This window comes from Salibaculum halophilum (assembly GCF_002094885.1).
GTDB lineage: Bacteria > Pseudomonadota > Alphaproteobacteria > Rhodobacterales > Rhodobacteraceae > Salibaculum > Salibaculum halophilum.
The window spans coordinates 120673-146670 of record NZ_MSIT01000002.1 but is presented as its reverse complement, the minus strand read 5'-3'; the positions used below and the strand labels follow the sequence as shown (position 1 = coordinate 146670).

The window sequence follows — 25998 nt, the reverse complement described above, 5'->3', positions numbered from 1 at the left end:
TCTCACACCTTCACATCCTTCATCTCGCGATAGTGGTGATGCAGGTCCTCGTCCATCATCGCCTCCAACACCTGGCGGAACCCGGCCACCGCTTCTGGGCCCGCGGCACGATAGGCCGCGCGCATCCGGTCGCGCTGGGCATCCGACAGGCGCTGTTCCAGCGCCCGGCCCGCGTCGGTGAGGTAGAGGTTGCGCTCGCGCTTGTCGGACCGCCCGATCTCGCTGGTGACAAGGCCATCCTTGATCAAGGTGCGCAACACGCGGTTGAGGGATTGCTTGGTGACCCCGAGGATCGACAACAGGTTGTTCACCGTCGTCCCCGGCCGGCGCCCGATGAAGTGAACTGCCCGGTGATGGGCACGGCCATAAGCCATTTCCGCCAGTATGCGGTCGGGATCGGCGGTGAAGCCGCGATAGGCGAAGAACATCGCCTCGATCCCCTTGCGCAGCTGGTCGTCGGTCAGGAACAAAAGCGCCTGTCCGCCCTCGGGTCCCTCCGCCACGTCTGCCTCCTCTTCACGCTTGCCGTAACAATACGTCAGTGTTGTTGACATTCCAAGACGTGATCAGTATCGAATCTAGGATTTTGCGAAATATTATGTCCGGTTCGGACTTAACCTGCGCAACAAATGCAAATCCTGGAGGAGAGTGCGATGACAGGGTCCTACGACGATCGCGACGGGAAAATCTGGCTGGACGGCCAGCTGGTGGACTGGCGCGCGGCCCAGGTGCACGTGATGACCCACGCGTTGCACTATGCCTCGTCGGTGTTCGAAGGCGAGCGCGCCTACGGCGGCACCATCTTCCGCAGTCGCGACCACTCGGAGCGGCTGCACTTCTCGGCCGGCGAGCTTGACTTCCAAATCCCCTACTCGGTCGACGAGATCGAGGCGGCCAAGGCCTCGGTGCTCGCCGCCAACGGTCTGTCCGATGCCTATGTCCGGGCGGTTGCCTGGCGCGGCGCGGGCGAGGACATGGGCGTCGCCTCGGCGCGCAACCCTGTCCGGCTCGCCATCGCCGCCTGGGAATGGGGGGCCTATTACGGTGACGCCAAGTTCAAGGGGGCCAAGCTCGACATCGCCAAGTGGAAGCGCCCCAGCCCGGAAACCATCCCGGTGCACGCAAAGGCGGCCGGGCTATACATGATCTGCACCACCTCCAAGCATGCGGCCGAGGCCAAGGGCTGTTCGGACGCACTGTTCATGGATTACCGCGGCTATGTCGCCGAATGCACCGGGGCCAACATCTTCTTCGTCAAGGACGGCGAGGTGCATACACCCAAGGCGGATGTCTTCCTCAACGGGCTGACCCGTCAGACCGTGATCGACATGCTGCAAGAAAGAAATATCCCCGTGCACGAGCGGGCCATCATGCCCGAGGAGCTGGAAGGGTTCGAGCAATGCTGGCTGACCGGCACGGCGGCCGAGGTCACGCCCGTCGGCCAGATAGGCGACTATCGCTTCGAGGTCGGCACACTTGCCCGGGAGATGGTCGAGGCCTACGAGACACGCGTGCGCGGCTAGGTCAGGCAGGCGCGGCGCGTGACACCCCCGGGATCAGCGCCGGGGGTGCCGGGGGCCGGGGTCAGGCCGAGCGCCCCCGTTCGATGCGCAGGAACTGCCTGAGTCGCCCGACACCATGCCCGCGGCGTTCGCGCTGAAGCTGCCGCGTTGCGGCGTTGGGGTGAACATTCCTCTGAATTTTCAGGAATGCCTTGGCCCGGGACGTGTCGTCACGGGGTTGCGGACGGTCCAAGATATGACGGGTCATATGGTCCTCCTCTCCGGTTTCATTCCGTTAGGTTACCATTTACGGGGTCCGATTGCACGCCTTCAACTGGACGCGGCAGTCGCGCAGGCCGTTCCGCGACAACAAGGTCGGGCTGCACGATGCCAAGCGCGGTCCGGAGATAGGGAGTGCTTGACCGCTCGGCCTCGTCCGGCGATCATTTCGCCACGACGCAGGCCACTTGGGGAATGCCGGAAAGGAAGGACCATTCCGTGCTCGGCAGGTTGAAATCAATATCCGCTACCATCTTGCTGTCACTTTCTGCTGCAGGTGCACCGGTTCAGGCGACGGCGCAGTTCGACGGGCACGGCCCGGATGCTTGGCAGGTGACCGGGGTTGCCGGTGATGACTGGTTAAACGTGCGTATGGGGCCGGGCAGCGACTACGCCATCATCGGGTCTTTTCCAGCGCGAGCCACAGGACTGGCACTGACCACCTGCGTGCCGTTCATGTCCGAACGCCAGGGAGTCATGTTGTCGAACGCTGAACGCAATTTACTCGATCTGCCGCCGCGGTGGTGCCTCGTGAGCGACGGGCAGACTCACGGCTGGGCCGCGGCTCGATTCTTGCAGGAGGCGCAGGAGCCGGCTGAGCAGGACCGAAACACTGACAGGATGACCGCCGACGCGGTTCTTCTCGTAGAGCGTCTTTATGCTCACCATAAACAGGCCATGCGTGGTGACGCTCTTGATCCGTTGGGCGCGTCGCGTGCGACGGATTTCTTCATGGCGGACATCGCATACGACCTGTCTCAGAGAACATGGCAGGCCAATCCGCTTTACGATGCTCAAGATACCGATATCAGCGATTTCCGCGTCACCCCTGACCCGCACCGCCCAATGTTTCGCGGCATGATCACGGTGCGGGCGGAGTTCTCGAACTTCGGGCAGCCGGAAACTGTGATTTTCAACCTTCGCGCGGATCCTGCGCAGCACGGCGCGCCGGTGCGCATCATGCGTATTGACCATGGTGGATGGAGGATTCCGTAAGGTTGGCAGCGCGATCGGCGGCAGTGCTCGGCTAATGTGACCCTTTGACGTCCACATTTCCTCTTGGGGTGCGGCCGATTATCGTACAGGCGCGAAATTACGCCGCGATCTGATGACCTTCCATTCTGGAACCCGCCAGCCTCTGCGCCAAAGCCGCCCTCCGACGTTTATGCGGACCAAGTAATAGCAAGTCGCGCAAAAGTGCGAACCGATTTCGCGCGCCTCAAACATGCGTAATCAAGAAGTTAGAGTGTGACGGGGGAATGCGAATGACCGCGACACGTTCCACTCAACTATTGGCGTGTGGACTATGAGCGTTAGGCCTCGGGACCATTATTGCAACCCCTTAGCGCTGACCTTGCGGCGGGCGGTGTGCTCGTTGCCCAACTGCCGTTCGCGCAGGACGATGACGATGCCAGCCAGGATCACAAGGGCCGCGCCCGCCATCATCGGCCCCGTCGGCACCTCGTCGAACCAGACGTAGCCGATCACCACTGACCACAACATCGAGACATAGGTGAAGGGCGCGACCACCCCCGCATCGGCCAGCCGGTAGGACGCGGTCAGCAGGATCTGGCCCAGACCGCCCACAAGACCCGCGCCGATCAGGAATGCCGCCTCGGCCGGATCGGGCCAGACCCAGCCGAACGGCAGGGTCAGAAGCGAGGCGCCCGTCGAGGTCAGCGAAAACCAGAAGACGATGGCCGCCGTCGTCTCGGTCCCGCTCATGCCCTTGACGAAGACCTGCGCCAGCGCGGCCAGGCAGGCAGAGCCCAGCACCATCAGCGCGCCCAGCGCCTCGGTCGTGTCCAGCCCGAAGCTCAGCCGCGGCCAGATGATGATCAGAACCCCCGCCAGGCCCAGCGCCACGGCGCCGATGCGGATCAGCCGCAAGCGTTCGCCCAGCATCAGCGCGGCCAGCACCACGAGGATCACCGGCGTGGCGAAACGGATCGCCGTGACCTCGGGCAGGGGCAGGTATTTCAGGCCGGCAAAGCCCAGCCCCATGGCCGCCGACCCGACCAGACCGCGCACCGCGTGATTGCGGATGCTGCGGGTGCGGATACCCCGCGGCCAGTCGCCGCGCCAGATCAGCCACGTCAGGATGATCGGCATCGCCAGGACCGAGCGGAAGAACATCGCCTCGCCTGCCGGCACACCCGGTGCGGCCTTGATGAAGGCGGACATCACGGTAAAGACCGTCACCGCGGATATCATCAGGAAAATACCCCGGACGGGGCTGGTGGCGGGCGTGGCGGCGAACATGGGGCGTGTCTACGCCCGGTGCCGCGAAATGGCCACCCAAGCGCGCGGGTCAGTCCGCCGGACGCACCCGCAGGATGCCGCCGTCATCCGCGTCGATAAGCAGCAGAACGGTGCCGTCCTCCAGCACCTCGACATCGCGGACCCGCCCGATGTCGCGCAACAGGCGCTCTTCGCCTGCAACGCGGCCCTGGGCAAAGCGCAGCCGCACCAGCCCGCCGGGATTGAGCGACCCGATCAGCAGATCGCCATCCCAGTCGAACCCACCGCGGCCGTTGTGAAACGCGATGCCGCCCGGCGCGATCACCGGGTCCCAGTAGTAAACCGGCTGCTCCATCCCCTCGCGCACGGCCGCGCCCGAGCCGACGTCGGAGCCGTTGTAGTTCACCCCGTAGGAGATTACCGGCCAGCCGTAGTTGCGCCCGGGCATGGGGCGGTTCAACTCGTCCCCGCCGGCCGGGCCGTGCTCGATCGTCCAGAGCCGCCCCCGCGGCCCGATCGCCGCGCCCTGCATGTTGCGATGACCATGGGACCAGATGGTATCCAGTCCCTCGCGCCCGACGAAGGGATTGTCGGGGGGCACCTCGCCCTCGGGCGTCACGCGCACGACCTTGCCGTAGGTGGTTTCAAGATCCTGGGCCAACTGCCGGTCGGCGCGGCCGAAATGCTCTCCGGTGGTGATATGCGCCAAGCCGTCGGGGCCGAAAACGATGCGGCTGCCATAGTGCATCGGGTTCCGCGAGGGCGGCTGTTGCACGAAGATATCGCGCACCTGCTCCATGCGGGGGCCATCGGCGCTCAGCGTACCGGTCGCGGCGGCAGTTACGGTGCCGCCCGTCACCCGCTTTGCATAGGTCCACCAGACACGGCGCGTCTGCGCAAAGTCGTCGCGAACGGCGACGTCCAGCAACCCGCCCTGCCGGCGTGCATCGACATCCGGCAAGCCGCTGATCGGGGCCGAGACCCCATCGGACCCGACCAGCCGCATCCGCCCCGGCCGCTCGGTGACCAGAAACCGGCCGCCGGGCAAGACGGCGATGCCCCAGGGATGCTCTAGGCCGCGCACCAGCCACCCGGCCTGAACTTGCGTGCTCTCCAGCGCCGGGGCGCGCGTCTGCGCCGGAAAGGCCGGCTCGAAGTCGGCGTTGGGGCGCCCCTGCTCCACCTGCGCGGCAAGCGGCGTTGCCAGCAGCGCCACGATCATGGCCAGTCGTTTCATTCGGTCCTCCCGTCCCTCAATCGCCCGACCGCCCAGCGCGCCGCATCCGCGACCGTCGCATCGGCGTCATCGCACAGCCCCTGCGCCACCGGCACCAACGCCGGATCGCCCGAATTGCCGATCGCGTAGGCGACATTGCGCACGAACCGGTTCCGGCCGATCCGCTTGACGGGGCTACCCGAGAACATGGCACGGAATTCCGCGTCGTCCAATCGCGCCAGCTCGCCCAGCCGCGGCGCATGCAGGTCCGCGCGCCCGGCATAGCGCATCTCGGTGGCCGTCTGGGCGAACTTGTTCCAGGGGCAGATCGCCAGGCAATCGTCGCAGCCATAGATGCGGTTGCCCATCAGCGGGCGCAATTCGGCGTCCACCGGGCCGGCGTGCTCGATCGTCAGGTAGGAAATGCAGCGCCGCGCATCCAGTTGGAACGGCGCGGGAAAGGCGTCGGTCGGGCAGATGTCCAGGCAGGCGGTGCAGGAGCCGCAGTTTTCCCGCCCCGGCGCATCCGGCTCGAGATCGGCCGTGGTGAAGAGCGCGCCCAGAAAGAACCAGTTGCCCAGGTCACGGCTCAGCAGGTTGGTATGCTTGCCCTGCCAGCCCAGGCCCGCCGCCTGCGCAAGCGGTTTTTCCATCACCGGGGCCGTATCCACGAAAACCTTGATCTCGCAGTCTTCCTGCGCAACCAGCCAGCGCCCGACCCGCTTGAGCCGCTTCTTGACGATGTCGTGGTAGTCACGGTTCTGGGCATAGACGGAGACCGCCGCCCGGTCGCGCTGCTCCAGCACCGCCAGCGGATCGTGGTCGGGGGTATAGGGCTCGGCCAGCATCACCACCGATCGCGCCGAGGGCCACAACGCCGACGGGTCCCCCCGCCAGCCCATGCGCTCGGCCATCCAGCCCATCTGCCCGTGCCGGCCCTCGGCAACGAAACGCTTCAGCCTTTCGGCGATCTCGGGAACGGCATCCGGGCGGCACACGCCCACACTGGCGAAGCCCTCGGCCAGGGCCTTGTCCACGAGCCGCGCCTTCAGATCCGACACACCGCCCCCTGCATCTTCTGGCCCGAAATATCCCGGGGAGCGCGAGGGGCAGCGCCCCTCGCCCGGGTCGACGCCGAAGGCGGCGAGACGGGATCAGAAATCCAGATCGGCATAATGATCCGGCTGCGGAAAGCCCGGCACCTGGTCGGCCAGGATCGACCGGAAAGCCGGGCGCGACTTGATCTTGGCATACCAGTCCTTGACCACCTGCGCGCGGTGCCAGTCCACGTCCGAGATGTAGTCCAGACAGCTCAGATGCGCGGCGGCGGCGAAATCGGCCAGGCTCATCTGGTCGCCGGCCAGCCAGCGGCGCTGGTCCAGCAGCCAGGCCATGTAGTCGATGTGATACTTGATCGCCTTCGCCCCGGCCTTGACGTTGGTGCTGTCGGGATAGCCCGTGCCCATGACCTTGCGGAACATCCGCTCGCCCATCAGCTTGGTCGTGACCTCGTCGTTGAACTTGTCGTCGAACCAGGCCACCAGGCGGCGCACCTCGTAGCGCGCCTCGGGCGTGGCGGGAAAAAGCGCCGGGTCGGGATGCGTCTCTTCCAGGTATTCGCAGATCGCCGTGCTGTCGGCCATGGTGCGGTTGCCCATCTTCAGCACCGGCACCTTGCCCGCCGGGTTGCGGCGCAGGAAATCCGGGTCCTTTTCCCAGTAGCGTTCCTCGACCAGTTCCACCTCGATCTTCTTTTCGGCCAGGCTCAGGCGCACCTTCCGGCTGAACGGCGAAAGTGGATAATGGAAAAGACGGTTCATCGCGGCGGTCTCGGTCAGGGGTCCTCCTTCCATGCCCGATGCGCGGGGCGGGTTCAATCCCGGGTCAGCGCTCGAAACAGTCGGCCCGGCCATCCCTGCGGATCGTCGCCGCCCCGTCCAGGATGCTCGTCGCCCGGCGGCGCACGAACTCCGAAGGGCGCGCCGCCGACCGGCCCTTGGGGTCGGGCAGTATCGCGGCAAGGCGCGCGGCCTGGACCGGCGTCAGCTCCGCTGCGCCGACCCCGAAATACTGCGCCGCTGCCGCCTCGACGCCGAAGACACCGTCGTCGAACTCGGCCACGTTGAGGTAAACCTCGAGGATGCGCCGCTTGGACCAGATCGCCTCGACCAGCGGCGTGACCAGCGCCTCGATGGATTTGCGCGTCCAGCTGCGCCCCTGCCAGAGATAGACGTTCTTGACCGTCTGCTGGCTGATCGTCGAGGCCCCGCGCCGGCCCCCGTCGGCCATGGCCGCCCGGATCGCCGAGATGTCCAGCCCCCAGTGCAGGCAGAAATTCGCGTCCTCGGCCGCCACGGCCGCGCGGGCCATGACCGGCGCGACATCGGCCATGTCGACCCACTCCTGCGCCACCCCGCCAAGGCGGCGGCTTTCCGACCACATGTACGGTGTGGTCGGCGGATTGACCGCCGAGAAAAGCGCAACAAGGAGAAGGATCGCGCTGACCACGGCAAACGCCCCCCTCCGAAGCCAGCGCCGCACTGCCGCGCGGAGGCGCGTCAGCCACGGCCCGCCGTCGTGCGGAACGCCCGGAGCAGCGTTCCCCTTTTCCGCGCGCTTCCTAGCCATGCGCCCATTCACACCGTTCGGCCCGGCCGGTCAAGCGCACGCATCGCCCCGCTTGCCCGGCCCCGCGAGGGCCGGGCGCGAAGGCCGTGGCCCGCTCACTCGGCCGGAACGGCGCTGTCCTCCTGGCCCAGCGGCGCCGACAGATGCGGCAGCATCTCCTTGGGACAGACCTGCACGAAGTTCGGCTTCTCGACGTCCCAGTGCTGCAGCAGGTCGGCGGCCTTGCGGCTGCCGGTTTCGGCGGCGTGGCGTTCGATCAGGCCCTTCAGTTCGGCCTCCCAGTGATCCACCGTGACCGGGCAGGTCACCAGCGTTTCCATGTTCATCAGGTTGCGTGCCGTGCCGTCGGGATCGTGCAGATAGGCCATGCCGCCGGTCATGCCCGCGCCGAAGTTCGCCCCGATCTCACCGAGAATCACGGCGACCCCGCCGGTCATGTATTCGCAGCCGTTCGACCCGCAGCCCTCGATGACGACATGCGCACCCGAGTTGCGCACCGCGAACCGTTCCCCGGCGCGCCCGGCGGCAAAGAGGTAGCCCCCCGTCGCCCCGTAAAGCACGGTATTGCCGATGATCGTGTTCTCGCTGGCCACAAGCGGGCTGACCTGCGGCGGGCGCACCACCACGGTGCCGCCCGACAGACCCTTGCCGACGTAGTCATTGGCATCGCCCGAAACCTCGAGCTTGAGCCCCGGCGCGGCAAACGCGCCCAGCGACTGGCCCGCGCTGCCCTTGAGCTTGACCGTCAGGTGGTCGGGCTGAAGATCGTTGTTCATGCCGAAGTTGCGCACGATATGGCTCGAGATGCGGGTGCCGATGGTCCGCAGCGTGTTCTGCACCGCGTATTCCAGCTGCATCTTCTCGCCGTCCTGAAGGAAGCGCGCGGCATCCTTGACGATCTGCGCATCCAGCGTGTCCGAAACCTCGTTGCGCGGCTTTTCACGGTCGTGGACGATTTCCTTGGCCCCGTCGACGGTGATCAGCAGCGGGTTGAGGTCCAGGTCGTCCAGATGTGCCGAACCGCGGCTGACCTGCGCCAGAAGGTCCGCGCGCCCGATCACCTCGTCGAGGCTGCGCGCGCCGATCTCGGCCAGGATCTCGCGCACCTCGGAGGCGTAGAAGGTGATCAGGTTGACCACCTTGTCGGCGTTGCCGGTGAACTTCTCGCGCAGGCGCTCGTCCTGGGTGCAGACGCCCACCGGGCAGGTGTTCGACTGGCACTGGCGAACCATGATGCAGCCCATCGCGATCAGGCCGGCGGTGCCGATGCCGAATTCCTCGGCGCCCATCATGGCGGCCATGACGATATCGCGGCCCGTACGCAGCCCGCCATCGGTGCGCAGGGTCACGCGGCTGCGCAGATTGTTCATCGACAGCACCTGGTGCGTCTCGGTCAGGCCCATTTCCCAGGGCAGGCCGGCGTACTTGATGCTGGTCGCCGGGCTGGCGCCGGTGCCGCCGTTGTGCCCCGAGATCAGGATCACGTCGGCCTTGGCCTTGGCCACCCCTGCGGCGATGGTGCCGACCCCGCTGGAGGCGACCAGCTTGACCGTCACCTTGCAGCGCGGGTTGATCTGCTTGAGGTCGTAGATCAGCTGCGCCAGGTCCTCGATCGAGTAGATGTCGTGGTGCGGCGGCGGCGAGATCAGCGTCACACCCTTGGTCGAGTGCCTCAGCCGCGCGATCAGGTCGGTTACCTTCATGCCGGGCAGCTGGCCGCCTTCGCCGGGCTTGGCGCCCTGGGCGACCTTGATCTCCAGTTCCTCGCACTGGTTGAGGTATTCCGCCGTCACGCCGAAGCGCCCGGACGCGACCTGCTTGATCTTGGCCGACGGGTTGTCACCGTTGGGTTCGGGCACGAAATGCGCCGGGTCCTCGCCGCCCTCGCCGCTGTCGGACTTGGCCCCGATGCGGTTCATGGCGACGTTGAGCGTCTTGTGCGCCTCGGGCGACAACGCGCCCAGCGACATCCCCGGCGTGACGAAGCGTTTGCGGATGCTTGTGATACTCTCGACCTCCTCGATGGGAACGGGGTTCCCGATCGGCTTGATCGCCAACAGGTCGCGCAGGTGAATCGGGGCCTTCGACCGCATGGCCGTCGCATACTGCTTCCACAGCTCGAAGGAGCCGCGGTCGCAGGCCTGCTGCATCAAGTGCATAGAGGTGGCTTCCCAGGCGTGCTTCTCGCCCGAGCGGCGTGCTTTGTAGAAGCCCCCGATGGGCAGGATGTCGGTGCTGCCGCGCCAGCCCAGCGCATGAACCTTTTCAACCTGCTTTTGCAGGCCGCCCAGCCCGATGCCCGAGATGCGGCTGTGCATGCCGGGGAAATACTCGGCCACCATGGCCCGCGACAGGCCCACCGCCTCGAAGTTCAGCCCGCCACGATAGGACGAGATGACGGAAATCCCCATCTTGGCCATGATCTTGAGAAGTCCCTGGTCGATCGCCTTGCGATAGCGCGCCACGGCCTCGGTCAGGGTCGTGTCCAGCAGGCCGCGCTCGATCCGGTCGGCCAGCGAATCCTCGGCAAGGTAAGCGTTGACGACCGTGGCGCCGCTGCTGACGAGCACCGCGAAGTAATGTGGGTCGATACATTCGGCCGAGCGCACGTTGATCGAGGTGAAGGTCCGCAGCCCTTTGCGCGTCAGCCAGCTGTGGACGGCGCTGGTGGCCAGGATCATCGGCATGGGCACCTTGTCGGGATCCTGATGCTGATCGGTCAGCACCAGATGCCCCGCGCCCGAGCGCACCGCGTCCTCGGCCTCTTCGCGGATGCGCGACAGCGCGTCGCGCAGGGCCGAGCCACCGGCGCCGGCCGGGAAAGTGCAGTCGATCTCGACCGCCGGGGCGTTGAAGGACGCCACCAGCGCCTCCCACTGGGCATTTCCCACGAAGGGGCTGTCCAGCACCAGGATCTCGGTCTGGCCGCTGTCCTCGTCGAGCACGTTCTTGAGATTGCCGAACCGGGTCTTGAGGCTCATCACCCGGAATTCGCGCAGGCTGTCGATCGGCGGGTTCGTGACCTGGCTGAAGTTCTGCCGGAAGAAGTGGCTCAGCGGGCGATACTTTTCCGACAGCACCGCGCTGGGCGTGTCGTCCCCCATCGAGGCAACGGCTTCCTTGCCGTCCTCGGCCATGGGCACCAGGATGCTTTCAAGCTCCTCGATGCTGTAGCCCGCGGCGATCTGGCGCTTGCGCAGCTCGGCCCCGGAGTGCAGCGGGGCCTCTGAGACCCCGGAGAGCTTTTCGTCCAGGTTGTTGATCTTGCCCACCCAGTCACCGAAGGGCAGGGCGCGGGCCAGCTTGTCCTTGATTTCGGCATCGTGGAACAGCGTGCCGCCGGCCATGTCGATGGCCAGCATCTGGCCCGGCCCGAGCGCGCCCTTCTCGACCACCTTCGCCTCGTCCGTGGGCACCATGCCCACCTCGGAGCCCGCGATCACCAGCCCGTCGCCGGTGACGACATAGCGCATGGGGCGCAGCCCGTTGCGGTCGAGCCCGGCGCAGACCCAGCGCCCGTCGGTCATGGCCAGGGCGGCGGGGCCGTCCCAGGGTTCCATCACGCTGTTGCAGTACGAATACATGTCGCGCCAGGCCTGCGGCAGTTCCGTGGCCTGCTTGGACCAGCTTTCGGGGATCATCAGCGTCTTGGCCATGGGGGCCGAGCGGCCCGACCGCACCAGCACCTCGAAGACCGCGTCCAGCGCCGCCGAATCCGACGATCCGCCCGGCACGATGGGCTTGATGTCCTCGGCCATGTCGCCGAAGGCCGCGCTGGCCATGCGGATCTCGTGGCTGCGCAGCCAGTTCAGGTTGCCCTTGAGGGTGTTGATCTCGCCGTTGTGGGCCAGCATCCGGAACGGCTGGGCCAACCACCACTGCGGGAAGGTGTTGGTCGAATAGCGCTGGTGATAGATGGCAAAGGCGCTCTCGAAACGCTCGTCCAGCAGGTCGGGATAGAACTCGGCCACCTGCTCGGCCAGCATCATGCCCTTGTAGATGATGCTGCGGCAGGACAGCGAGGCAAGATAGAGCTCCTTGACGCCCGCGGCCGCGGCGGCCTTTTCGATCCGGCGGCGGATGACGTAAAGTTCGCGCTCGAAGGTCTCCTCGTCCACGCCCTTGGCGTTGGAAATCAGGATCTGCTCGATCTCGGGGCGGGTCGCGTTGGCCTTTTCGCCCAGGCAGTCGACGACCACCGGAACATGCCGCCAGCCATAGATCGAATAGCCCATGCGCAGCACTTCGGATTCCACGATGGTCCGGCAGGTCTCCTGCGCGCCGAAGTCCGTGCGCGGCAGGAACACCTGCCCCACGGCCAGCAGTTCATCGCGGCGCGGGGTATGGCCCGTGCGCTCGACCTGGTCGTAGAAGAAGGACACCGGGATCTGGACGTGGATGCCCGCGCCGTCGCCGGTCTTGCCGTCGGCATCCACCGCGCCGCGATGCCAGACCGCCTTGAGCGCGTCGATGCCGTTCTGCACGACCTGCCGCGACGGCTTGCCGTCAACCGACACGACAAGGCCCACGCCGCAGTTGGCGCGCTCGTCCTCGGGCCGGTAGAGGCCGTTCTCGGCCACCCAGTCGCGCCGGGCCTGCTCGGTTGCGGCCCAGCTTGCATCGAACTTGGTCATGGTCTCGCTCCTCGTGTCGCGGCCGCGCGCCCGGGGGTGCGCCGCTCGGGGGTTTCGGTCAGTCCGCGGGCAGCGACGACATCACGACGCCGCAGCCGTATTTGGGATTGACGGAGAGAAAGCCCGGCTCGCCGGGAAAGATGAATTCGACGGGGCGCCCGTCGGTCTCGAAGCTGTCGTCGGCAGTGGTGTATTCGCTGACGCCCGACAGAAAGACGCGCCAGTCGGGATGGACGAATTCGCGCCCCTGCCCGCGCCACAGCTCGGCGCCGTCCGCGTCGCGGGCGGTGATCTCGTATTCCGTGCGCAGCAGCGTGACACCGTCGATCACCACGCTTTGCCCGGTCAGGCGATCCTCGCCGGTATAGCGGGTTGGGCCGATCTCGGCGCTTTTCGTGACGAAATCCCAGGTGTCGCGATCCGTGGCCAGAAGCTCGGTCAAGGATGCCGGGTCGGCGGGGTTGCTTTCCAGCCGCTCGGTGTGGCCCGAGGACAGGTGGAAACTCTCGATCCACTGCGCCTCGGAATCAACGCGCCCGACATAGGTTATCATCTCTTCGTCCAGATCCGCGCGGCGGGTGTGCCCCTCGGGGTCCTGCGCGCAGGTGAACATATGGCTGACCGTGCAGTCCTTGCCCTGGACGGTCACGAAGGCCTCGCAGCCCTGCGGCAGGTCGAATGTCTGGCCCACGGCCGGGGCCGCCGCCAGCATGGCGGCGATGGTCATCACTCCGGCTGTTTTCATCCTGCCCTCCTGCGCGGTGGTTTGGCGGCCGGGAATGCCACCTCGGCTCCCGGGGGTGCATCCTATTCCGCGGCGACCGCGGCGCCTTGCGACACGTGGTCCAGGATCGCGTCGGCGGCGTCGCGCCCGTCGCGGATCGCCCAGACCACGAGGCTCGCCCCGCGCACGATGTCGCCGGCGGCATAGACACCGTCGAGGCTGGTGCGGCCTGTGGTGAACTCGGCCTTGACGGTGCCCCAGCGCGTGACCTCCAGGCCCTCGACCCCCCAGAGTTTCGGCAGCTCTTCCGGCTCGAAGCCCAGCGCCTTGATGACGAGGTCGGCCTCTTCGATGTAGTCGCTGCCCTCGATCAGTTCGGGCATCTGGCGGCCCGTGGCGTCGGGGGCGCCGAGGCGCATCTGCTGGACCATGACCCCCTCGACCGCGTCGCCCGCGAAGCCCTTGGGCGCGGTCAGCCAGACGAATTCCACGCCTTCCTCCTCGGCGTTGTTCACCTCGCGCTGCGAGCCGGGCATGTTGTCGCGGTCGCGGCGATAGAGGCACTTGACGCTTTCCGCCCCCTGCCGGGTGGCCGTGCGCACGCAGTCCATCGCGGTGTCGCCGCCGCCGATGACGACGACCTTCTTGCCCTCGGCGTTCAATTCGCCGCTCTCGAACTCGGGGACCGTGTCGCCGAAGCTCTTGCGGTTGGAGGCGGTCAGATAGTCGATGGCCCGCACGATGCCGTCAGCCCCCGATCCCGGGGCCTGAAGCTCGCGCGACTTGTAGACACCGGTGGCGATCAGCACCGCGTCGTGGCGGGCGCGGATCTCTTCGAAGGGCAGGTCGCCACCCACGTCGCAGTTGAGCACGAACTCGACCCCGCCCTGTTCCAGCTGGTCGTTGCGGCGCATGACCACGTCCTTTTCCAGCTTGAAGCCGGGAATACCGTAGGTCATCAGCCCGCCCGCACGGTCGTAGCGATCATAGACCGTCACCTGGATGCCCTCGCGGCGCAGCTTGTCGGCGGCGGCAAGCCCCGCGGGCCCGGCGCCGATGATGCCGACGCTTTCGCTGCGTTCCGCATAGGGCACGATGGGCTTGACCCAGCCTTCCTCCCAGGCGGTATCGGTGATGTATTTCTCGACTTGGCCGATGGTGACGGTGCCATGGCCGGATTTCTCGATCACGCAGTTGCCCTCGCAAAGACGGTCCTGCGGACAGATCCGGCCACAGATCTCCGGGAAGGTGTTGGTGGCCTGGCTCAGCTCATAGGCCTCCTGCAAGCGATTCTCGGCCGTCAGGCGCAGCCAGTCGGGGATGTTGTTGTGCAGCGGGCAATGCGACTGACAGTAGGGCACGCCGCACTGGCTGCAACGCGCGGCCTGTTCCTTGGCCTTCTCGTCGGCGTATTCGGCGTAGATCTCGTGGAAATCCGTCCGCCGCAGGTCGGGCGGACGCTTCTCGGGCATGTCCCGTTCCACATCTACGAACTTGAGCATCTTCTGACCAGACACGTTCCGTCCTCCTGCACCAATGCTTGGCCTTCGCATGTAACCCGATTGGCGCCGGAAGAAAAGTCATACACCCTGACCTAATTACAGGAAATTCCCGACCGGCGCGCGCTGACGCCGGGCCGGAGCGATCATTTTAGGTCCGGGTCGGACCTATTACCCGGTCTTTCGCATTTCACGCCCTCGGTTAGAAACGGGGAAACGAATCAGGCCGGCCCATGTCTCTTTTTACGCTCGTCCTCGTCGCCGTGATTCAGGGCATAACGGAGTTTCTTCCGGTGTCCTCGTCAGGCCACCTCATCCTGCTGCCGCAGCTGACCGGGCGCGCGGACCAGGGCCTCGTCATTGACGTCGCGGTGCATCTGGGGACCCTGCTGGCGGTGATGCTTTATTTCTGGCGCGACGTGCGCGGGGCGGTCCTGGGACTGGGTCGCCTGGCCCGCGGCCGCGTCGATACGTCGGGCGCGCGGCTGGCGCTGCTGCTGATCGTCGCCACCGTCCCGGCCGTTATTCTCGGGCTTGTACTGAAACTGACGGGGCTGGACGCCGCGATGCGCTCCACGGCGGTGATCGGCTGGACCATGCTGATCTTCGGTCTCGCGCTCTACTGGGCCGACCAGACCGGGGGCGTGGACAAGCAGGCGACCGACTGGAGCCTGCGCGACGCGGTCGTCATGGGCCTGTGGCAGGCGCTGGCGCTGATTCCCGGCACCTCGCGCTCGGGCATCACCATCACCGCGGCGCGGCGGCTGGGCTATGCCCGCGAAGAAGGCGCGAAACTGGCCATGCTGATGTCGATCCCCGTGATCCTGGCCTCGGGCGTGCTTCTGGGGGCCGAGGTGGCGCTGACCGCCGACGCCGCGGCGGCCCGCGACGGGGCCCTGGCCGCCGCCATGGCCTTTGTCGCCGCGCTGGCGGCGCTGGCGCTGATGATGCGGCTGCTTCGGTCGGTCAGCTTCACGCCCTACGTGATCTACCGGGTGATCCTCGGCGTGGTGCTGTTGACGATCGCCTACACCTAGTCCCTGAGGTTGCGCGCCGAATCCTTGATCGCCGCATACTGGCCGGAGGGGCGGAACCGCCACAGGTAATCGGGAAGGATGGCCTCCATGGACTTGGGCGAAATGCCCAGATCCGCAAAGCCCCGCGCGCCCTCGGAAACAACATTGTCCTGTTGCAGTTGCAGCACCTGGTCGCGGCTGATCGGCCCCTTGAGCAGGCCGAAGCTCATCCGTTCGCCCAGCGCGAAGACACGCGCCATCAGCCCGGCCATCCAGAACGGCATGTTCAGGATCAACCGGCGGCGGCGGATCACGCCGAGCATCTGCTGCATCAACTCGCGAAAGGTGTCCACGTCCGGCCCGCCAAGTTCGTAGATGCCGGGCGCGGCCTGGCCCAGCGCGCCCAGCGTCGCGGCCTCCGCCACGTCATCGACATAGGCCGGCTGAAAGCGCGTGTCGGCCCCCACCACCGGCAGGACGGGGCTGTAGGTCGTCATCGCCGCGAAGCGGTTGAAAAAGGCATCAGTATGCCCGAACAGCACCGAGGGCCGCAGGATCACCGCCTGCGGCATGTGCGCCAGCACGCCGGCCTCGCCCGCGGCCTTGGTGCGGGCATAGGCGCTGTCGGCCTCGGCATCGGCGCCGATGGCCGAAATCTGCACCATGCGCTGCAGGCCTTCCTCGGCGGAGATCCGGGCGATGCGCTCGGCCCCTTCGGCCTGCACCGCGTCGAAGTTGTTCTTGCCGAAGGCGTCGAAGGTGCCGACGCAGTTGATCGCCACATCCGCCCCGTGCAGCACCGCGCGCACGCTGGCGTCGTCGCGGATGTTGCAGAACACCGGCACGACCTGGCCGACCACGCCGTAGGGTTTGACGAACATCGCCTCGTTGGGGCGGCGCACCGCGACGCGCACCCGCCAGCCCGCCTGCGCCATGCGCTGGGTGATGTAGCGCCCCAGAAACCCGGACCCGCCGAATATCGTGACAAGCTTGGACATGGTCCTACCCCTCGTGGCTGCCGTCCCCTCGCGTTTATCGCCCGGGGGGCCGACAAACAAGGCGGTTTCCGGCCGCGGCCCGGCAATCGCCGCGGCGGAGTTGGCGGCGCGAAAAACATGCCGGACCCGCGTTGACACCGCCGACGCGCGGGCGTAAATGCCTCTCCCACGACATCTGTGCCCAGATGGCGGAATTGGTAGACGCGCCAGCTTCAGGTGCTGGTGTCCGTATGGACGTGGAGGTTCGAGTCCTCTTCTGGGCACCATCCCTCCCCTAGCCGGAGATGATGGAAAAGATGGCAAACCACCTTTATAAGCGCGACCTTCCCGACGGGCTGGACCTTGGCCCGGTCGTCGCGATCGACTGCGAGACGATGGGCCTGAACCCGCACCGCGACCGGCTGTGCCTTGTGCAGATGTCGTCGGGCGACGGTGACTGCCACCTGGTGCAGGTCGAACAGGGCCAGACGGCGGCGCCCAACCTGTGCCGGATGCTGACCGACCCGGCAGTGATGAAACTTTTCCATTTCGGCCGGTTCGACATCGCGGCGCTGGATCACGCCTTCGGCGCGCTGGCCGCGCCGGTCTACTGCACCAAGATCGCCAGCAAGCTGACCCGCACCTACACCGACAGGCACGGACTCAGGAACCTTCTGCAGGAATTGCTCGATATCGACATTTCCAAGCATCAGCAGCAAAGCGACTGGGGCGCGGCCGACCTGACAGCGGCACAACTTGATTATGCCGCCTCGGACGTGCTGTATCTGCACCGCCTTCGCGAGGCCCTCGATACCCGCCTGGCCCGCGAGGGCCGCACCGAGATGGCCGCCGCCTGCTTCGATTTCCTGCCGATGCGGGCGCGGCTGGACCTTGCTGGCTGGCCGGAAATCGACATCTTTGCCCACTGAAATGGACCCGGACATGAACCGCGCGACCAGGTTCCTCGACACGGCCCGCGGCGTGATCCGAGCCGAGGCCGCCGCGCTGGAAACCCTGGCCGAAACCCTCGACGGCGGCTTTGCCGCGGCAATCGAAAAGATCCTCGACACCTCGGGGCGCGTGATCGTCTCGGGGATCGGCAAGTCGGGCCACATCGCACGCAAGATCGCCGCGACCTTCGCCAGCACCGGCACGCCCGCGCAGTTCGTTCACCCCGCCGAAGCCAGCCACGGCGACCTGGGCATGATCACGCGTTCGGACGTGGTGCTTGCAATTTCGAACTCGGGCGAGGCGCCGGAACTAGCCAACCTGCTGTCCTATACCCGCCGCTTCGGCATTCCGTTGATCGGGATGACCAGCCGCGCCGACAGCACTCTGGGCCGCGAATCGGACGTCCTGATCGCGATACCCCGGACCGGCGAGGCCTGCACCACCGGCGTCGTGCCGACCAACTCGACCACCATGACGCTGGCCCTCGGCGACGCGCTGGCGGTGTCGCTGATGGATCACCGCGCCTTCACCGCAGAGGACTTCCGCGCCTATCACCCGGGCGGTAAGCTTGGCACGCGGCTGACGCGTGTGCGCGACCTGATGCACGGGGCCGACCGGATGCCACTGGCGGGCGCGGACACCCCCATGAGCGACGGCCTGCTGACGATCAGCCAGAAGGGGTTCGGCGTGGTCGGCGTGCTCGATGCCGAGGGCGGCCTGGCGGGTGTCGTGACCGATGGCGACCTGCGGCGCAACATGGCCGGCTTGCTGGAGCGCACCGCGGGCGAGGTCATGACTCGCGACCCGCGGACCATCGGCCCCGACTCGCTGGCCGAAGAGGCCGTGGCGGCGATGGAGGACAACCAGATCACCTGCCTGTTCGTCGTCGATCCCGAAGGCTCGCGCCGCGTGGTTGGCATCCTGCACATCCACGACTGCCTGAGGGCGGGCGTGGTCTGACATGGCAGGCGCCGACCGGCTTCGCTCGCGCTGGGTCGCCATCCTGAAGGTGGGCCTGCCGCTGGCGGCGCTGGGGCTGATGTCGACCATTTTCCTGCTGGCCCGTGCGCCGATGCCGGACGGTGACATCCCCTACGCCGAAATCGAGGAGATCGCCCGCGACCCCCGCGTTTCCGGCGCGCAGATCACCGGTATCGCCGAGGACGGGTCCGTCGTCGAGGTCACCGCCGGGCAGGCCCGACCCGAGGGCCCGCTCATCCGGATCGAGGACCTGCGGGCCGACATCACGTCGGCCGGCGGAGTCGAGATCGCGATCCGCGCCGGCCGTGGCGAGGTGAACAACGCGGACCAGCGCGCGCGGCTTTTCGGGCTGACGCGGATCACCACCTCGAACGGCTACGAGATGGAGACATCGGGCCTCACGGCCGACATCGCCGTGGGCCGGATCGAATCCGAGGGGCCGCTGGAGGTCCGCGCGCCCTTCGGCGACCTGACCGCCGGAAAGCTGCTGATCGACACGCCCGATGCGGGCACCGGGCAAAGGATGCTTTTCCAGGACGGCGTTCGGCTGGTATACCGCCCCCAGCAAGGGGATTAGCGACGTGCATTCTTTCAAGACCCGGGCCGCGGCCCTGTTCGTCATACTGGCCGCGGCGGCCTCGGCCGGAACGGGGGCCGTGGCGCAGACCGACCTTACGCTGGGCGCGGTCAACGCCGACCCGACCGCCCCGGTAGAAATCACGGCCGACAGCCTGCAGGTGGACCAGGACACCGGCATCGCCACCTTTTCGGGCAATGTCGAGATCGGCCAAGGCGAGCTGCGCCTGTCCGCGGCGCAGGTCCGCGTGAATTACAACGACCAGAGCGGCGAGATCGACAGCCTTGCCGCCTCGGGCGGTGTCACCTTCGTCACCCCGACCGAGGCCGCCGAGGCGCAGCGCGCCGATTACGACATTGCCGCCGGGACGCTGCTGTTGCAGGGTGAGGTGCTGGTCACCCAGGGCGACAGCGCGCTGTCCGCGGAGCGGATGCGCATCGACCTGGCCACCGGCAGCGCCCGCATGGAAGGCCGGGTGCGCACGATCCTGACCCCGGAAGACGGCTAGCATGGCCGATACAGCGGGATTGAGCGTTACCGAGGGCAGCGCGGGGCTGCATATCCACCATCTGCGCAAGGCCTACCGCAAACGCCTTGTCATCCGGGATGTCAGCATGGAGCTGGGCCGGGGCGAGGTCGTGGCGCTGCTAGGGCCTAACGGATCGGGCAAGACGACCTGCTTTTACGCCATTGCCGGGCTGATCACGCCCGAGGGCGGACAGGTCGTGATCGACGGGCGCGACGTGACGACCCTGCCGATGTATCGCCGGGCCAAGCTCGGGATCGGCTACCTGCCGCAGGAGATGTCGATCTTCCGCGGACTGTCGGTCGAGGACAACATTATGGCCATCCTCGAAATCGCGGTGAAGGACCGGCGCCGCCGGCGCGAGCGGCTCGAGGAACTGCTCAGCGAATTCTCGATCGGGCATCTGCGCCGGGCCCCCGCGATGGCCCTGTCGGGCGGCGAACGGCGCCGGGCCGAGATCGCCCGCTGCCTGGCCGCCGGACCCAAGTACGTGCTGCTGGACGAGCCCTTTGCCGGGGTGGACCCCATCGCCGTGGGCGATATCCGGCACCTTGTGGCCGACCTGCGCAACCGCGGCATCGGCGTGCTGATAACCGATCACAACGTGCGCGAGACCCTGCAGATCGTCGACCGGGCCTATATCCTGCACGATGGCAAGGTATTGATGAGCGGCACCGCCGACGAGGTCATCGAGAACGAGAACGTGCGCCGGGTCTACCTCGGCGACAGCTTCCGCGTGCTTTGACGGCAGCCGGCCGCGCGGGCCGTGCTCGGCCATTGACAAGCCCGCCCGACCTGTCGCCAACTGATGGTGATGACACGGTTGGTACTCTCGGGCTTTTCTGGTGTCGCCTTTCTGGCGACGGGTTCGCGCAAGCTGAAGCACCCCCTGTCGTCCCCCACGACAGCATGACCGGGCAGCGGGCGCCAAGGCCCAGCCCCTTCTCGACTGTCGCAACCTGGAAGGAGAAGACATGCGCTATCAGATCACTGGCAAACAGATTGATATCGGCGAGGCCCTGCAAACCCATGTTCAGTCGGAACTGGGCGAGGTGTTCGAGAAGTATGCGGGCCGCCCCACCGACGCCAACGTGATCTTCTCCAAGAGTGGCAGCGCCTTTAACTGCGAGGCCGTCGTGCATCTTTCCACCGGCCTGACGACCCAGGCCAAGGGGCAGTCCCACGAGATCTACGGCGCCTTCGACGCGGCGCGCGACAAGATGGACAAACAACTCAGGCGATACAAGCGGCGCCTCAAGGACCACCACAAGGAGCGCGCCAAGCCGGTTGAAGTCTCGCAGGCCGGTGCGTATATCCTCGCCTCAAACAGCGACTCGGAGGATGCCGGCCCGGACAACGTCAGTTCGATGATCGTGGCCGAGATGGAGACACGGGTGCCGTCCCTCTCTGTCGGCGAGGCGGTCATGCAGATGGAACTGGCGGACGCCCCGCTTCAGGTGTTCCGCAACGAAGGACATGGCGGGGTCAACGTCGTCTACCGCCGCGACGATGGCAACATAGGCTGGATCGACCCGCGCAATTCGGGCTGACCCGTCCGCCGGTCGAAGACGGAAAGCGAGCGACAGATGCAAATCTCGGAAATCCTGCCCGCCGAGGGCACGAAGGTTATTTCTTCTGCCAGCAGCAAGAAGCAACTGTTCCGCTCTCTCGCCGAGATGGCCGGAGGCTGTTTCGAGGTCGACACCGCCTCGGTCGTCGATGCCCTGCTGGACCGCGAGAGCCTTGGCCCCACCGGCGTGGGCCATGGCGTCGCCCTGCCGCATGCACGGATGCCCGGCCTGGACCGCGTCTGCGGGCTGTTCCTGCGACTGAAAAAGCCGCTGGATTTCAATGCGGTGGACCGGCAGCCGGTGGACCTTGTCTTTGCGCTCTTCGCGCCGGAATCGGCAAGTGTCGAGCATCTCAAGGCGCTGGCGCTGGTGTCGCGGACGTTACGCGACGAGTCGGTCTGCTCGAAACTGCGGTCGAACGAGGACCCGGCGACGCTCTTCACCATCCTGACCGAGCACGCGACGTCTCAGGCGGCGTAATCGTCGAACCCGAACCCCGTGTAGTCGCGCGCGTAAACCTCGCGCGCGGCCACCTCGATATCGCGGCCGTAGATTTCGGACAGCACGGCGGCATGCGGGTCGGTGGGCTGAACAACCGTGGGCATCGTCGATTTGCCGACCTGCGCGGCGAGCACGGCAAGGTCGTCCTCCAGCCGGTCCTCGCGCAGGATCATGTCGGGCAGTGTGAACCCGGCGACCCCCTGCAGCACTGCCGTCTGGCTGGCCCAGTAGGGATCGACCCGGATGGCGGTCTGGCCGGCCAGATTCGCCTTGAGAAAGCCCAAAAATCCCAGAAAGGCCGCGCGGTGGTGCTGAGGGGTATAACCGCCATCCGGGTCGCCCTTGGGCAGGTCCAGTTTGAACTGCTGGCACAGGATCTTGCGAATCTCGATATAGCTGCCGGGCGCGGTTGACAGGATCTTGTCGCAGAAGGCGGCATGCGCCCGGGCCACGGGGTGGCGCACCACGGTGAAACCGCGATGGCCTGGCCGCGCGCGTTTCCATTGGCGCAGAGTCTTTTGGGTGAAGTCATGCTGAAGGGCCTCGCGCCCAGCGTCGTCCAGCCCGGCCAGCCAGTCGAGCACCGCCTCCGTCGGGCCGCCCCGGACTGGCATGAACACCAACGGCGAGTCCGCCGCGGCCACATGGCCGGGCACGACCGGGCCGCGGCGGGGTTCGAAATTCGGCGTGCGGTTGAGATTGAAACGATCCAGCCGCGCCAGCGCCGTCTCCATCCGGTCGAAGTTGCGCACCTTGTCGGCCATGGGCGCCGGGTTCTGCTTCTTGAGGCTCCGGTCCAGCGACTCCAGCCGCGCCGGACTTCCAAGGAACCGCGCCAGCCCGTTCATGACCTCGACGTCCTGCAAATCCTCGTAGGCCAAGTAGAAGGCGGTTTGCCCGGTCTTCTGCAGACCGCCCAGCAGCCGCACCTGGAAGGCCTGCAGGGCCTCGACATGGGCCTCGAACTCGGCGGCATCGAAGGTCACGTCGCTGGCGCGGGCGTGTTTGACGTTGGTCAGCTTCCACTGGCCGGTCGACTCGGCGATCTTGCGGCTGACATAGCTTTCGGCGGGATTGCGAGTAAGCACGATCTTGGCACAGCGCGGATCGGCCAGGACATCATCGAGCACGCGCGGATCGTGATCGTTGAAGAAACGGAACCCGTTGAGCCCGTCTGCCGCCTTGATCCGGCCGAGAAGCCGATGTGGGTCGGCGTCGCGTTCGGCCCGGGTCACGCCAAGCGTCTCTTCACGGTTGGGGTAGCTGATGAAAGCGGGGTTGAAGGCCTCGCCGTGGCAGGTCAGCCCCTCCAGCGCGTTGATGTTCGCCTCGAGGAAGTTCGAGCCGGTGCGCATCTCGGCGAAGACAACGAAATAGTCGAATTCGGCCATCTGTTACCTGACGAGATAGGGTTTGCGTTGCTGCCGGCGCGGCTGCTGCGGGGCCGGGTCGGTGGGGAAATCCCCCATCAGGTAGGGGTGCATGCCCTGGTTCTTCAGGTTCTGGAGGAACTGCGCGAAACCGGTCAGGTCCACCATCCGCGGCGCTTCTGTCACGCTGCTGCGCCGGGCCTCCGTGCCCATCTCGTCGAGCACCGTCTGCAGGGCCTCCATCGGGCTTTCGACGAACTCGGCCAGGCTCCAGATGCGGACCGGCGCCTTCGCCCAGTAGGACCGCAGGGCCGCCAGGTGCTCGGACTCGACGCGCTGAAGCTCGGCCGCCTCGGCCCGGATCTCGGAGAAGTTCCGGTTCGACAGGAACAGCGGGATCGACCAGGCGCCGGTGATCACGCTGATCCGGGCGTTCGGATCCTTGGCCAGGTCCCAGGTGATCAGCTGGCTGTCGCGCGGGCCGAACTGAAAGCACTGCCGCTCGCCCCTGGTGTTCCAGATCAGGTTCGTAAGGAACATCCGCGCATTGTGATCGCGCAAGCGGGGATTGTCGCACAGGGCGCCGGCGAAGGTTTTCTGCCGCTCCGCAAATTCCACACCATCCGCGGCAAAAAGATGCCCGTGCACGCGCGCCCCGGTGACCCTGGCCAGCCAGGGCTCGAAATCCTCGAAGAGTTCGGTGAACCCCTCGAAGACCGAATAGGACGCCGAGGTAAAGCCGTTTTCGTGCCCCTCGCGCGGAAGGCGGGATTGCATGAACAGCCCGGCCCGGCCGCGCGTGCGCCGCTCAACCGCCTTGGCGAAGATACGGTCGATCTTGCCGGGGTTCGGCTCGCTGCCCTTCATGGGGTTGGCCGATTTCAGGAAGGTGTCGTAAAGCAGATCGGCCTGCGGCCAGATCTTGCGCGCGACGAAACAGTCCGACCGGCGCAGCAGTTGAAGATGGTCGTCGTAGAAGATGTGCGGCTTGCCCTGGTAGTCGAATTTCGACAGCGTCAGCGACCGGCTTTCGACGTTCTGCGAATAGAGCCGAACGAGGGTCTGGAAATAGCTCTCGTCGGGGATCCAGACCCGGCGGAAATACCGGTCGTACGTCGGCCTGTCCGGGTCCTCGAGGATGGCTGACAGGGTCTGGCGCGTCAGGCACCACCACTGCGAGCCCATGTGCGGGACGATCCCCTCGGGCAGTTTGCGATGCAGCTTGAACCGGCGCTGGAACTCGACATAGCGGTCGAACAGGAACCGCTGCCGGCGGAACGAGAAGGGAAAGCGCAGCGTGAAACGCTCTTCGTCCAACCCGCCGATCGTCCAGGGCACATCCGCGGTGGTCGCGCTCTCGATGAAATCGGTGCGCGGCCGCGCGGCGAGGTAGTCCTGCAGGTCCGCCACCGGGCGCAACGGCAGGCAGGCCCCAGAGGCCAGGTAGGCATGGCGCACCCGCGGGAAGTTGCGCAGCAACTGCTCGGAGGCCGCCTGCGAGGCCGCCACCAGCCCCCAGGTGCCCCATTCGCAGCGGTAGCGCTTGCTGAATTCCACGTCCGGCAGGTCGGCGAGCGACTCGACGAACCTGTCATGCGTGGCCCTATCGAGATTGCGATCCACGTGGATCACCACCGGACAGCCCGCCGCAGACCAGTGGCGGATCACCTGTTCGGCGCGATGCAGCGCCGTATGGACCAGCATCACGATCCCGAGGCTCATGCCCAGTTTCCCTTGGACATCAGGCCCAGGATTTCAAGTTGCCGCCAGTTGATGTATCGCTCGGACCACTTGCACCAGAGGTCGGGATGTTCGGCCAGCCCCTCGGCATAGGCCTTGTATTCCTGACTGTTGGCGTAGTGCTGGCCGCGCTCGAGCTCCTCGCGGGCCTTTTCGGTAAAGGTATCGAGGAACTTGGCGTGCAACAGGACGCCCGAGGCCTTTTCCCCGCCCCATTCGTCGTAAACCAGGTTCAATCCCCGGGGCAGCAGCATGTGGGTCGAGCTGACATAGGCATAGCGCCTGTCCCACTTGACCAGCGGCGTCTTGTTCAGCGCGGGCGCGCGCCAGGGTTCCTCGGTGAAGAACATCCGCGCGCGCGGGCCGCCCTGGATCCAGAGATTGTAGTAGAGGTGATTCTTGGACAGCGTGTAGTTGCCCGCATCGAACCACGATGCGATCTCCAACGGGTTCTGCCCGCGCTGATACGGAATCGCGTCGATCCGGCCCTTGGGATACATGTCCAGCAGCATCGCCGAGAACGAGCGGATTTCCGACGCCTCCAGCCAGTCGGTCAGAGCGCGGATGGGACGGGTATCGCTGAAGGGGAAGACAAGGAACTCGTCCGGGTCCACAACAAGGGTCCAGTGACCATGGCCATACTTGCGCTGCAGGTAGTTGAGCCAGTCCACCCCAAAACGGGCCCGGCGATAGCTTCCTCTCGTGGTCCAGAGCGAGACATCGGGCTGCCCGGCCAGGTAATCCCGGCCGCCGTCGTCACTGTCGTTGTCCACGATGATGAAGTGGTCGACGCCGAGGTCGCGATAGTAGTTCAGGAAGTAGGGGAGCCGGATGTCCTCGTTCCTGAGGGTCGAAAAGACGATGATATCCGCCGGCCCGATGCGATCGGTCCGGTCGCGCACGACGCGCAGTTGCCGCGACTTGCGGCGCGCGCGCAGGTGCCAGCGCTTGCGCTGCAGACGAAGCCGATATGACTGCCAGACGCCCAAATATCACCTTTCTGCCCGCCCCGGGGTCCGGCGCCGGCCGGTCCCGCCCTGCGTTACCTGCGCGCCATGGCACAGA

23 protein-coding genes and 1 tRNA gene are annotated in these 25998 nt (G+C 66.4%); 11 read left to right on the top strand and 13 right to left on the bottom strand.

Translation table 11 applies throughout. The features are described 5' to 3' along the window. Positions 1-2 precede the first annotated feature (2 nt). Entirely contained in the window at positions 3-503 is a 501-nt protein-coding gene (locus BU124_RS02170) for a MarR family winged helix-turn-helix transcriptional regulator (protein WP_245831585.1), read from the bottom strand. A 150-nt stretch (positions 504-653) separates the two neighbouring features. Between BU124_RS02170 and BU124_RS02165 the strand changes: the two genes are divergently transcribed. Both BU124_RS02165 and BU124_RS02160 read left to right on the top strand, forming a co-directional pair. Further along, the gene (locus BU124_RS02165) at positions 654-1523 is read left to right on the top strand and encodes a branched-chain amino acid aminotransferase (RefSeq protein ID WP_084860810.1); all 870 of its coding nucleotides are present in this window, start codon (positions 654-656) and stop codon (positions 1521-1523) included. A gap of 393 nt (positions 1524-1916) precedes the next feature. Continuing rightward, entirely contained in the window at positions 1917-2777 is an 861-nt protein-coding gene (locus tag BU124_RS02160) for an SH3 domain-containing protein (protein WP_143529860.1), read from the top strand. A 333-nt stretch (positions 2778-3110) separates the two neighbouring features. On the opposite strand, the gene BU124_RS02155 is transcribed toward BU124_RS02160, so the two are convergent. From BU124_RS02155 to BU124_RS02120, 8 genes are all read right to left on the bottom strand, one after another. Then, positions 3111-4043: a DMT family transporter gene (locus tag BU124_RS02155; RefSeq protein WP_084860808.1), complete on the bottom strand. Its 933-nt coding sequence runs from the start codon at positions 4041-4043 to the stop codon at positions 3111-3113. 49 nt (positions 4044-4092) lie between these two features. Next, on the bottom strand, positions 4093-5259 hold the full coding sequence (locus BU124_RS02150) for a PQQ-dependent sugar dehydrogenase (RefSeq protein ID WP_084860807.1): 1167 nt from the start codon (positions 5257-5259) through the stop codon (positions 4093-4095). Continuing rightward, on the bottom strand, positions 5256-6290 hold the full coding sequence (queG, locus tag BU124_RS02145) for a tRNA epoxyqueuosine(34) reductase QueG (protein WP_084860940.1): 1035 nt from the start codon (positions 6288-6290) through the stop codon (positions 5256-5258). The genes BU124_RS02150 and queG overlap by 4 nt, the downstream gene beginning before the upstream one ends. A 102-nt stretch (positions 6291-6392) precedes the next feature. Further along, positions 6393-7058 (bottom strand): FtsZ-binding protein FzlA, encoded by a 666-nt coding sequence (gene fzlA, locus BU124_RS02140; protein ID WP_084860806.1) that lies wholly within the window; start codon positions 7056-7058, stop codon positions 6393-6395. A 64-nt stretch (positions 7059-7122) separates the two neighbouring features. Continuing rightward, positions 7123-7866: a monofunctional biosynthetic peptidoglycan transglycosylase gene (gene mtgA / locus BU124_RS02135; protein WP_084860805.1), complete on the bottom strand. Its 744-nt coding sequence runs from the start codon at positions 7864-7866 to the stop codon at positions 7123-7125. Between the two features lie 95 nt (positions 7867-7961). Beyond that, positions 7962-12500, bottom strand: a complete 4539-nt coding sequence (gltB, locus tag BU124_RS02130) for a glutamate synthase large subunit (RefSeq protein ID WP_084860804.1) — start codon at positions 12498-12500, stop codon at positions 7962-7964. A gap of 58 nt (positions 12501-12558) precedes the next feature. After that, on the bottom strand, positions 12559-13245 hold the full coding sequence (locus BU124_RS02125) for a hypothetical protein (protein ID WP_084860803.1): 687 nt from the start codon (positions 13243-13245) through the stop codon (positions 12559-12561). Between the two features lie 62 nt (positions 13246-13307). Then, on the bottom strand, positions 13308-14741 hold the full coding sequence (locus tag BU124_RS02120; RefSeq protein WP_084860802.1) for an NAD(P)-dependent oxidoreductase: 1434 nt from the start codon (positions 14739-14741) through the stop codon (positions 13308-13310). Between the two features lie 215 nt (positions 14742-14956). Between BU124_RS02120 and BU124_RS02115 the strand changes: the two genes are divergently transcribed. Then, positions 14957-15760 (top strand): undecaprenyl-diphosphate phosphatase, encoded by an 804-nt coding sequence (locus BU124_RS02115; RefSeq protein ID WP_084860801.1) that lies wholly within the window; start codon positions 14957-14959, stop codon positions 15758-15760. Here the strand turns inward: BU124_RS02115 and BU124_RS02110 are convergent. Further along, positions 15757-16737, bottom strand: coding sequence for a complex I NDUFA9 subunit family protein (locus tag BU124_RS02110; protein ID WP_084860800.1), 981 nt, complete (start codon positions 16735-16737; stop codon positions 15757-15759). The two genes, BU124_RS02115 and BU124_RS02110, sit on opposite strands and share 4 nt — an antisense overlap. 179 nt (positions 16738-16916) lie before the next feature. On the opposite strand from BU124_RS02110, the gene BU124_RS02105 reads away from it, so the two are divergent. From BU124_RS02105 to BU124_RS02070, 8 genes are all read left to right on the top strand, one after another. Continuing rightward, a tRNA-Leu gene (locus tag BU124_RS02105) sits at positions 16917-17003 on the top strand. A 30-nt stretch (positions 17004-17033) separates the two neighbouring features. Then, entirely contained in the window at positions 17034-17645 is a 612-nt protein-coding gene (locus BU124_RS02100) for a ribonuclease D (protein ID WP_084860939.1), read from the top strand. 13 nt (positions 17646-17658) lie between these two features. Further along, positions 17659-18627 carry a KpsF/GutQ family sugar-phosphate isomerase gene (locus BU124_RS02095; protein WP_084860938.1) on the top strand — a complete coding sequence of 323 codons (969 nt, stop codon included), beginning with the start codon at positions 17659-17661 and terminating at the stop codon, positions 18625-18627. Between the two features lies 1 nt (position 18628). Beyond that, on the top strand, positions 18629-19225 hold the full coding sequence (locus BU124_RS02090) for an LPS export ABC transporter periplasmic protein LptC (protein WP_084860799.1): 597 nt from the start codon (positions 18629-18631) through the stop codon (positions 19223-19225). Between the two features lie 4 nt (positions 19226-19229). Next, positions 19230-19733, top strand: coding sequence for a lipopolysaccharide transport periplasmic protein LptA (gene lptA, locus BU124_RS02085; protein ID WP_342743712.1), 504 nt, complete (start codon positions 19230-19232; stop codon positions 19731-19733). 1 nt (position 19734) lies between these two features. After that, a complete protein-coding gene (gene lptB / locus BU124_RS02080; protein WP_084860797.1) occupies positions 19735-20496 on the top strand; it encodes an LPS export ABC transporter ATP-binding protein in 762 nt (253 codons plus the stop codon). Positions 20497-20725: 229 nt separating this feature from the next. After that, positions 20726-21301, top strand: coding sequence for a ribosome hibernation-promoting factor, HPF/YfiA family (gene hpf / locus BU124_RS02075; RefSeq protein WP_084860796.1), 576 nt, complete (start codon positions 20726-20728; stop codon positions 21299-21301). Between the two features lie 36 nt (positions 21302-21337). Next, positions 21338-21802 carry a PTS sugar transporter subunit IIA gene (locus BU124_RS02070; RefSeq protein WP_084860795.1) on the top strand — a complete coding sequence of 155 codons (465 nt, stop codon included), beginning with the start codon at positions 21338-21340 and terminating at the stop codon, positions 21800-21802. On the opposite strand, the gene BU124_RS02065 is transcribed toward BU124_RS02070, so the two are convergent. From BU124_RS02065 to BU124_RS02055, 3 genes are read right to left on the bottom strand one after another with little or no spacing between them, the layout of a single operon-like run. Further along, the gene (locus BU124_RS02065) at positions 21790-23214 is read right to left on the bottom strand and encodes a nodulation protein NodH (protein ID WP_084860794.1); all 1425 of its coding nucleotides are present in this window, start codon (positions 23212-23214) and stop codon (positions 21790-21792) included. The genes BU124_RS02070 and BU124_RS02065 overlap by 13 nt on opposite strands. A gap of 3 nt (positions 23215-23217) precedes the next feature. Then, entirely contained in the window at positions 23218-24915 is a 1698-nt protein-coding gene (locus tag BU124_RS02060) for a DUF5927 domain-containing protein (protein WP_084860793.1), read from the bottom strand. Then, positions 24912-25922: a glycosyltransferase family 2 protein gene (locus tag BU124_RS02055; RefSeq protein WP_084860792.1), complete on the bottom strand. Its 1011-nt coding sequence runs from the start codon at positions 25920-25922 to the stop codon at positions 24912-24914. The genes BU124_RS02060 and BU124_RS02055 overlap by 4 nt, the downstream gene beginning before the upstream one ends. Positions 25923-25998: the final 76 nt, after the last annotated feature.

Coding starts and splice junctions, on each gene's coding strand:
- BU124_RS02070 (WP_084860795.1), top strand. CDS start 21,338: ATGCAAATCTCGGAAATCCTGCCCGCCGAGGGCACGAAGGTTATTTCT.
- gltB (WP_084860804.1), bottom strand. CDS start 12,500: ATGACCAAGTTCGATGCAAGCTGGGCCGCAACCGAGCAGGCCCGGCGC.
- hpf (WP_084860796.1), top strand. CDS start 20,726: ATGCGCTATCAGATCACTGGCAAACAGATTGATATCGGCGAGGCCCTG.
- BU124_RS02095 (WP_084860938.1), top strand. CDS start 17,659: ATGAACCGCGCGACCAGGTTCCTCGACACGGCCCGCGGCGTGATCCGA.
- BU124_RS02125 (WP_084860803.1), bottom strand. CDS start 13,245: ATGAAAACAGCCGGAGTGATGACCATCGCCGCCATGCTGGCGGCGGCC.
- BU124_RS02155 (WP_084860808.1), bottom strand. CDS start 4,043: ATGTTCGCCGCCACGCCCGCCACCAGCCCCGTCCGGGGTATTTTCCTG.
- BU124_RS02100 (WP_084860939.1), top strand. CDS start 17,034: ATGGCAAACCACCTTTATAAGCGCGACCTTCCCGACGGGCTGGACCTT.
- BU124_RS02110 (WP_084860800.1), bottom strand. CDS start 16,737: ATGTCCAAGCTTGTCACGATATTCGGCGGGTCCGGGTTTCTGGGGCGC.
- BU124_RS02065 (WP_084860794.1), bottom strand. CDS start 23,214: ATGGCCGAATTCGACTATTTCGTTGTCTTCGCCGAGATGCGCACCGGC.
- fzlA (WP_084860806.1), bottom strand. CDS start 7,058: ATGAACCGTCTTTTCCATTATCCACTTTCGCCGTTCAGCCGGAAGGTG.
- BU124_RS02115 (WP_084860801.1), top strand. CDS start 14,957: ATGTCTCTTTTTACGCTCGTCCTCGTCGCCGTGATTCAGGGCATAACG.
- BU124_RS02060 (WP_084860793.1), bottom strand. CDS start 24,915: ATGAGCCTCGGGATCGTGATGCTGGTCCATACGGCGCTGCATCGCGCC.
- lptB (WP_084860797.1), top strand. CDS start 19,735: ATGGCCGATACAGCGGGATTGAGCGTTACCGAGGGCAGCGCGGGGCTG.
- BU124_RS02090 (WP_084860799.1), top strand. CDS start 18,629: ATGGCAGGCGCCGACCGGCTTCGCTCGCGCTGGGTCGCCATCCTGAAG.
- mtgA (WP_084860805.1), bottom strand. CDS start 7,866: ATGGCTAGGAAGCGCGCGGAAAAGGGGAACGCTGCTCCGGGCGTTCCG.
- BU124_RS02165 (WP_084860810.1), top strand. CDS start 654: ATGACAGGGTCCTACGACGATCGCGACGGGAAAATCTGGCTGGACGGC.
- BU124_RS02150 (WP_084860807.1), bottom strand. CDS start 5,259: ATGAAACGACTGGCCATGATCGTGGCGCTGCTGGCAACGCCGCTTGCC.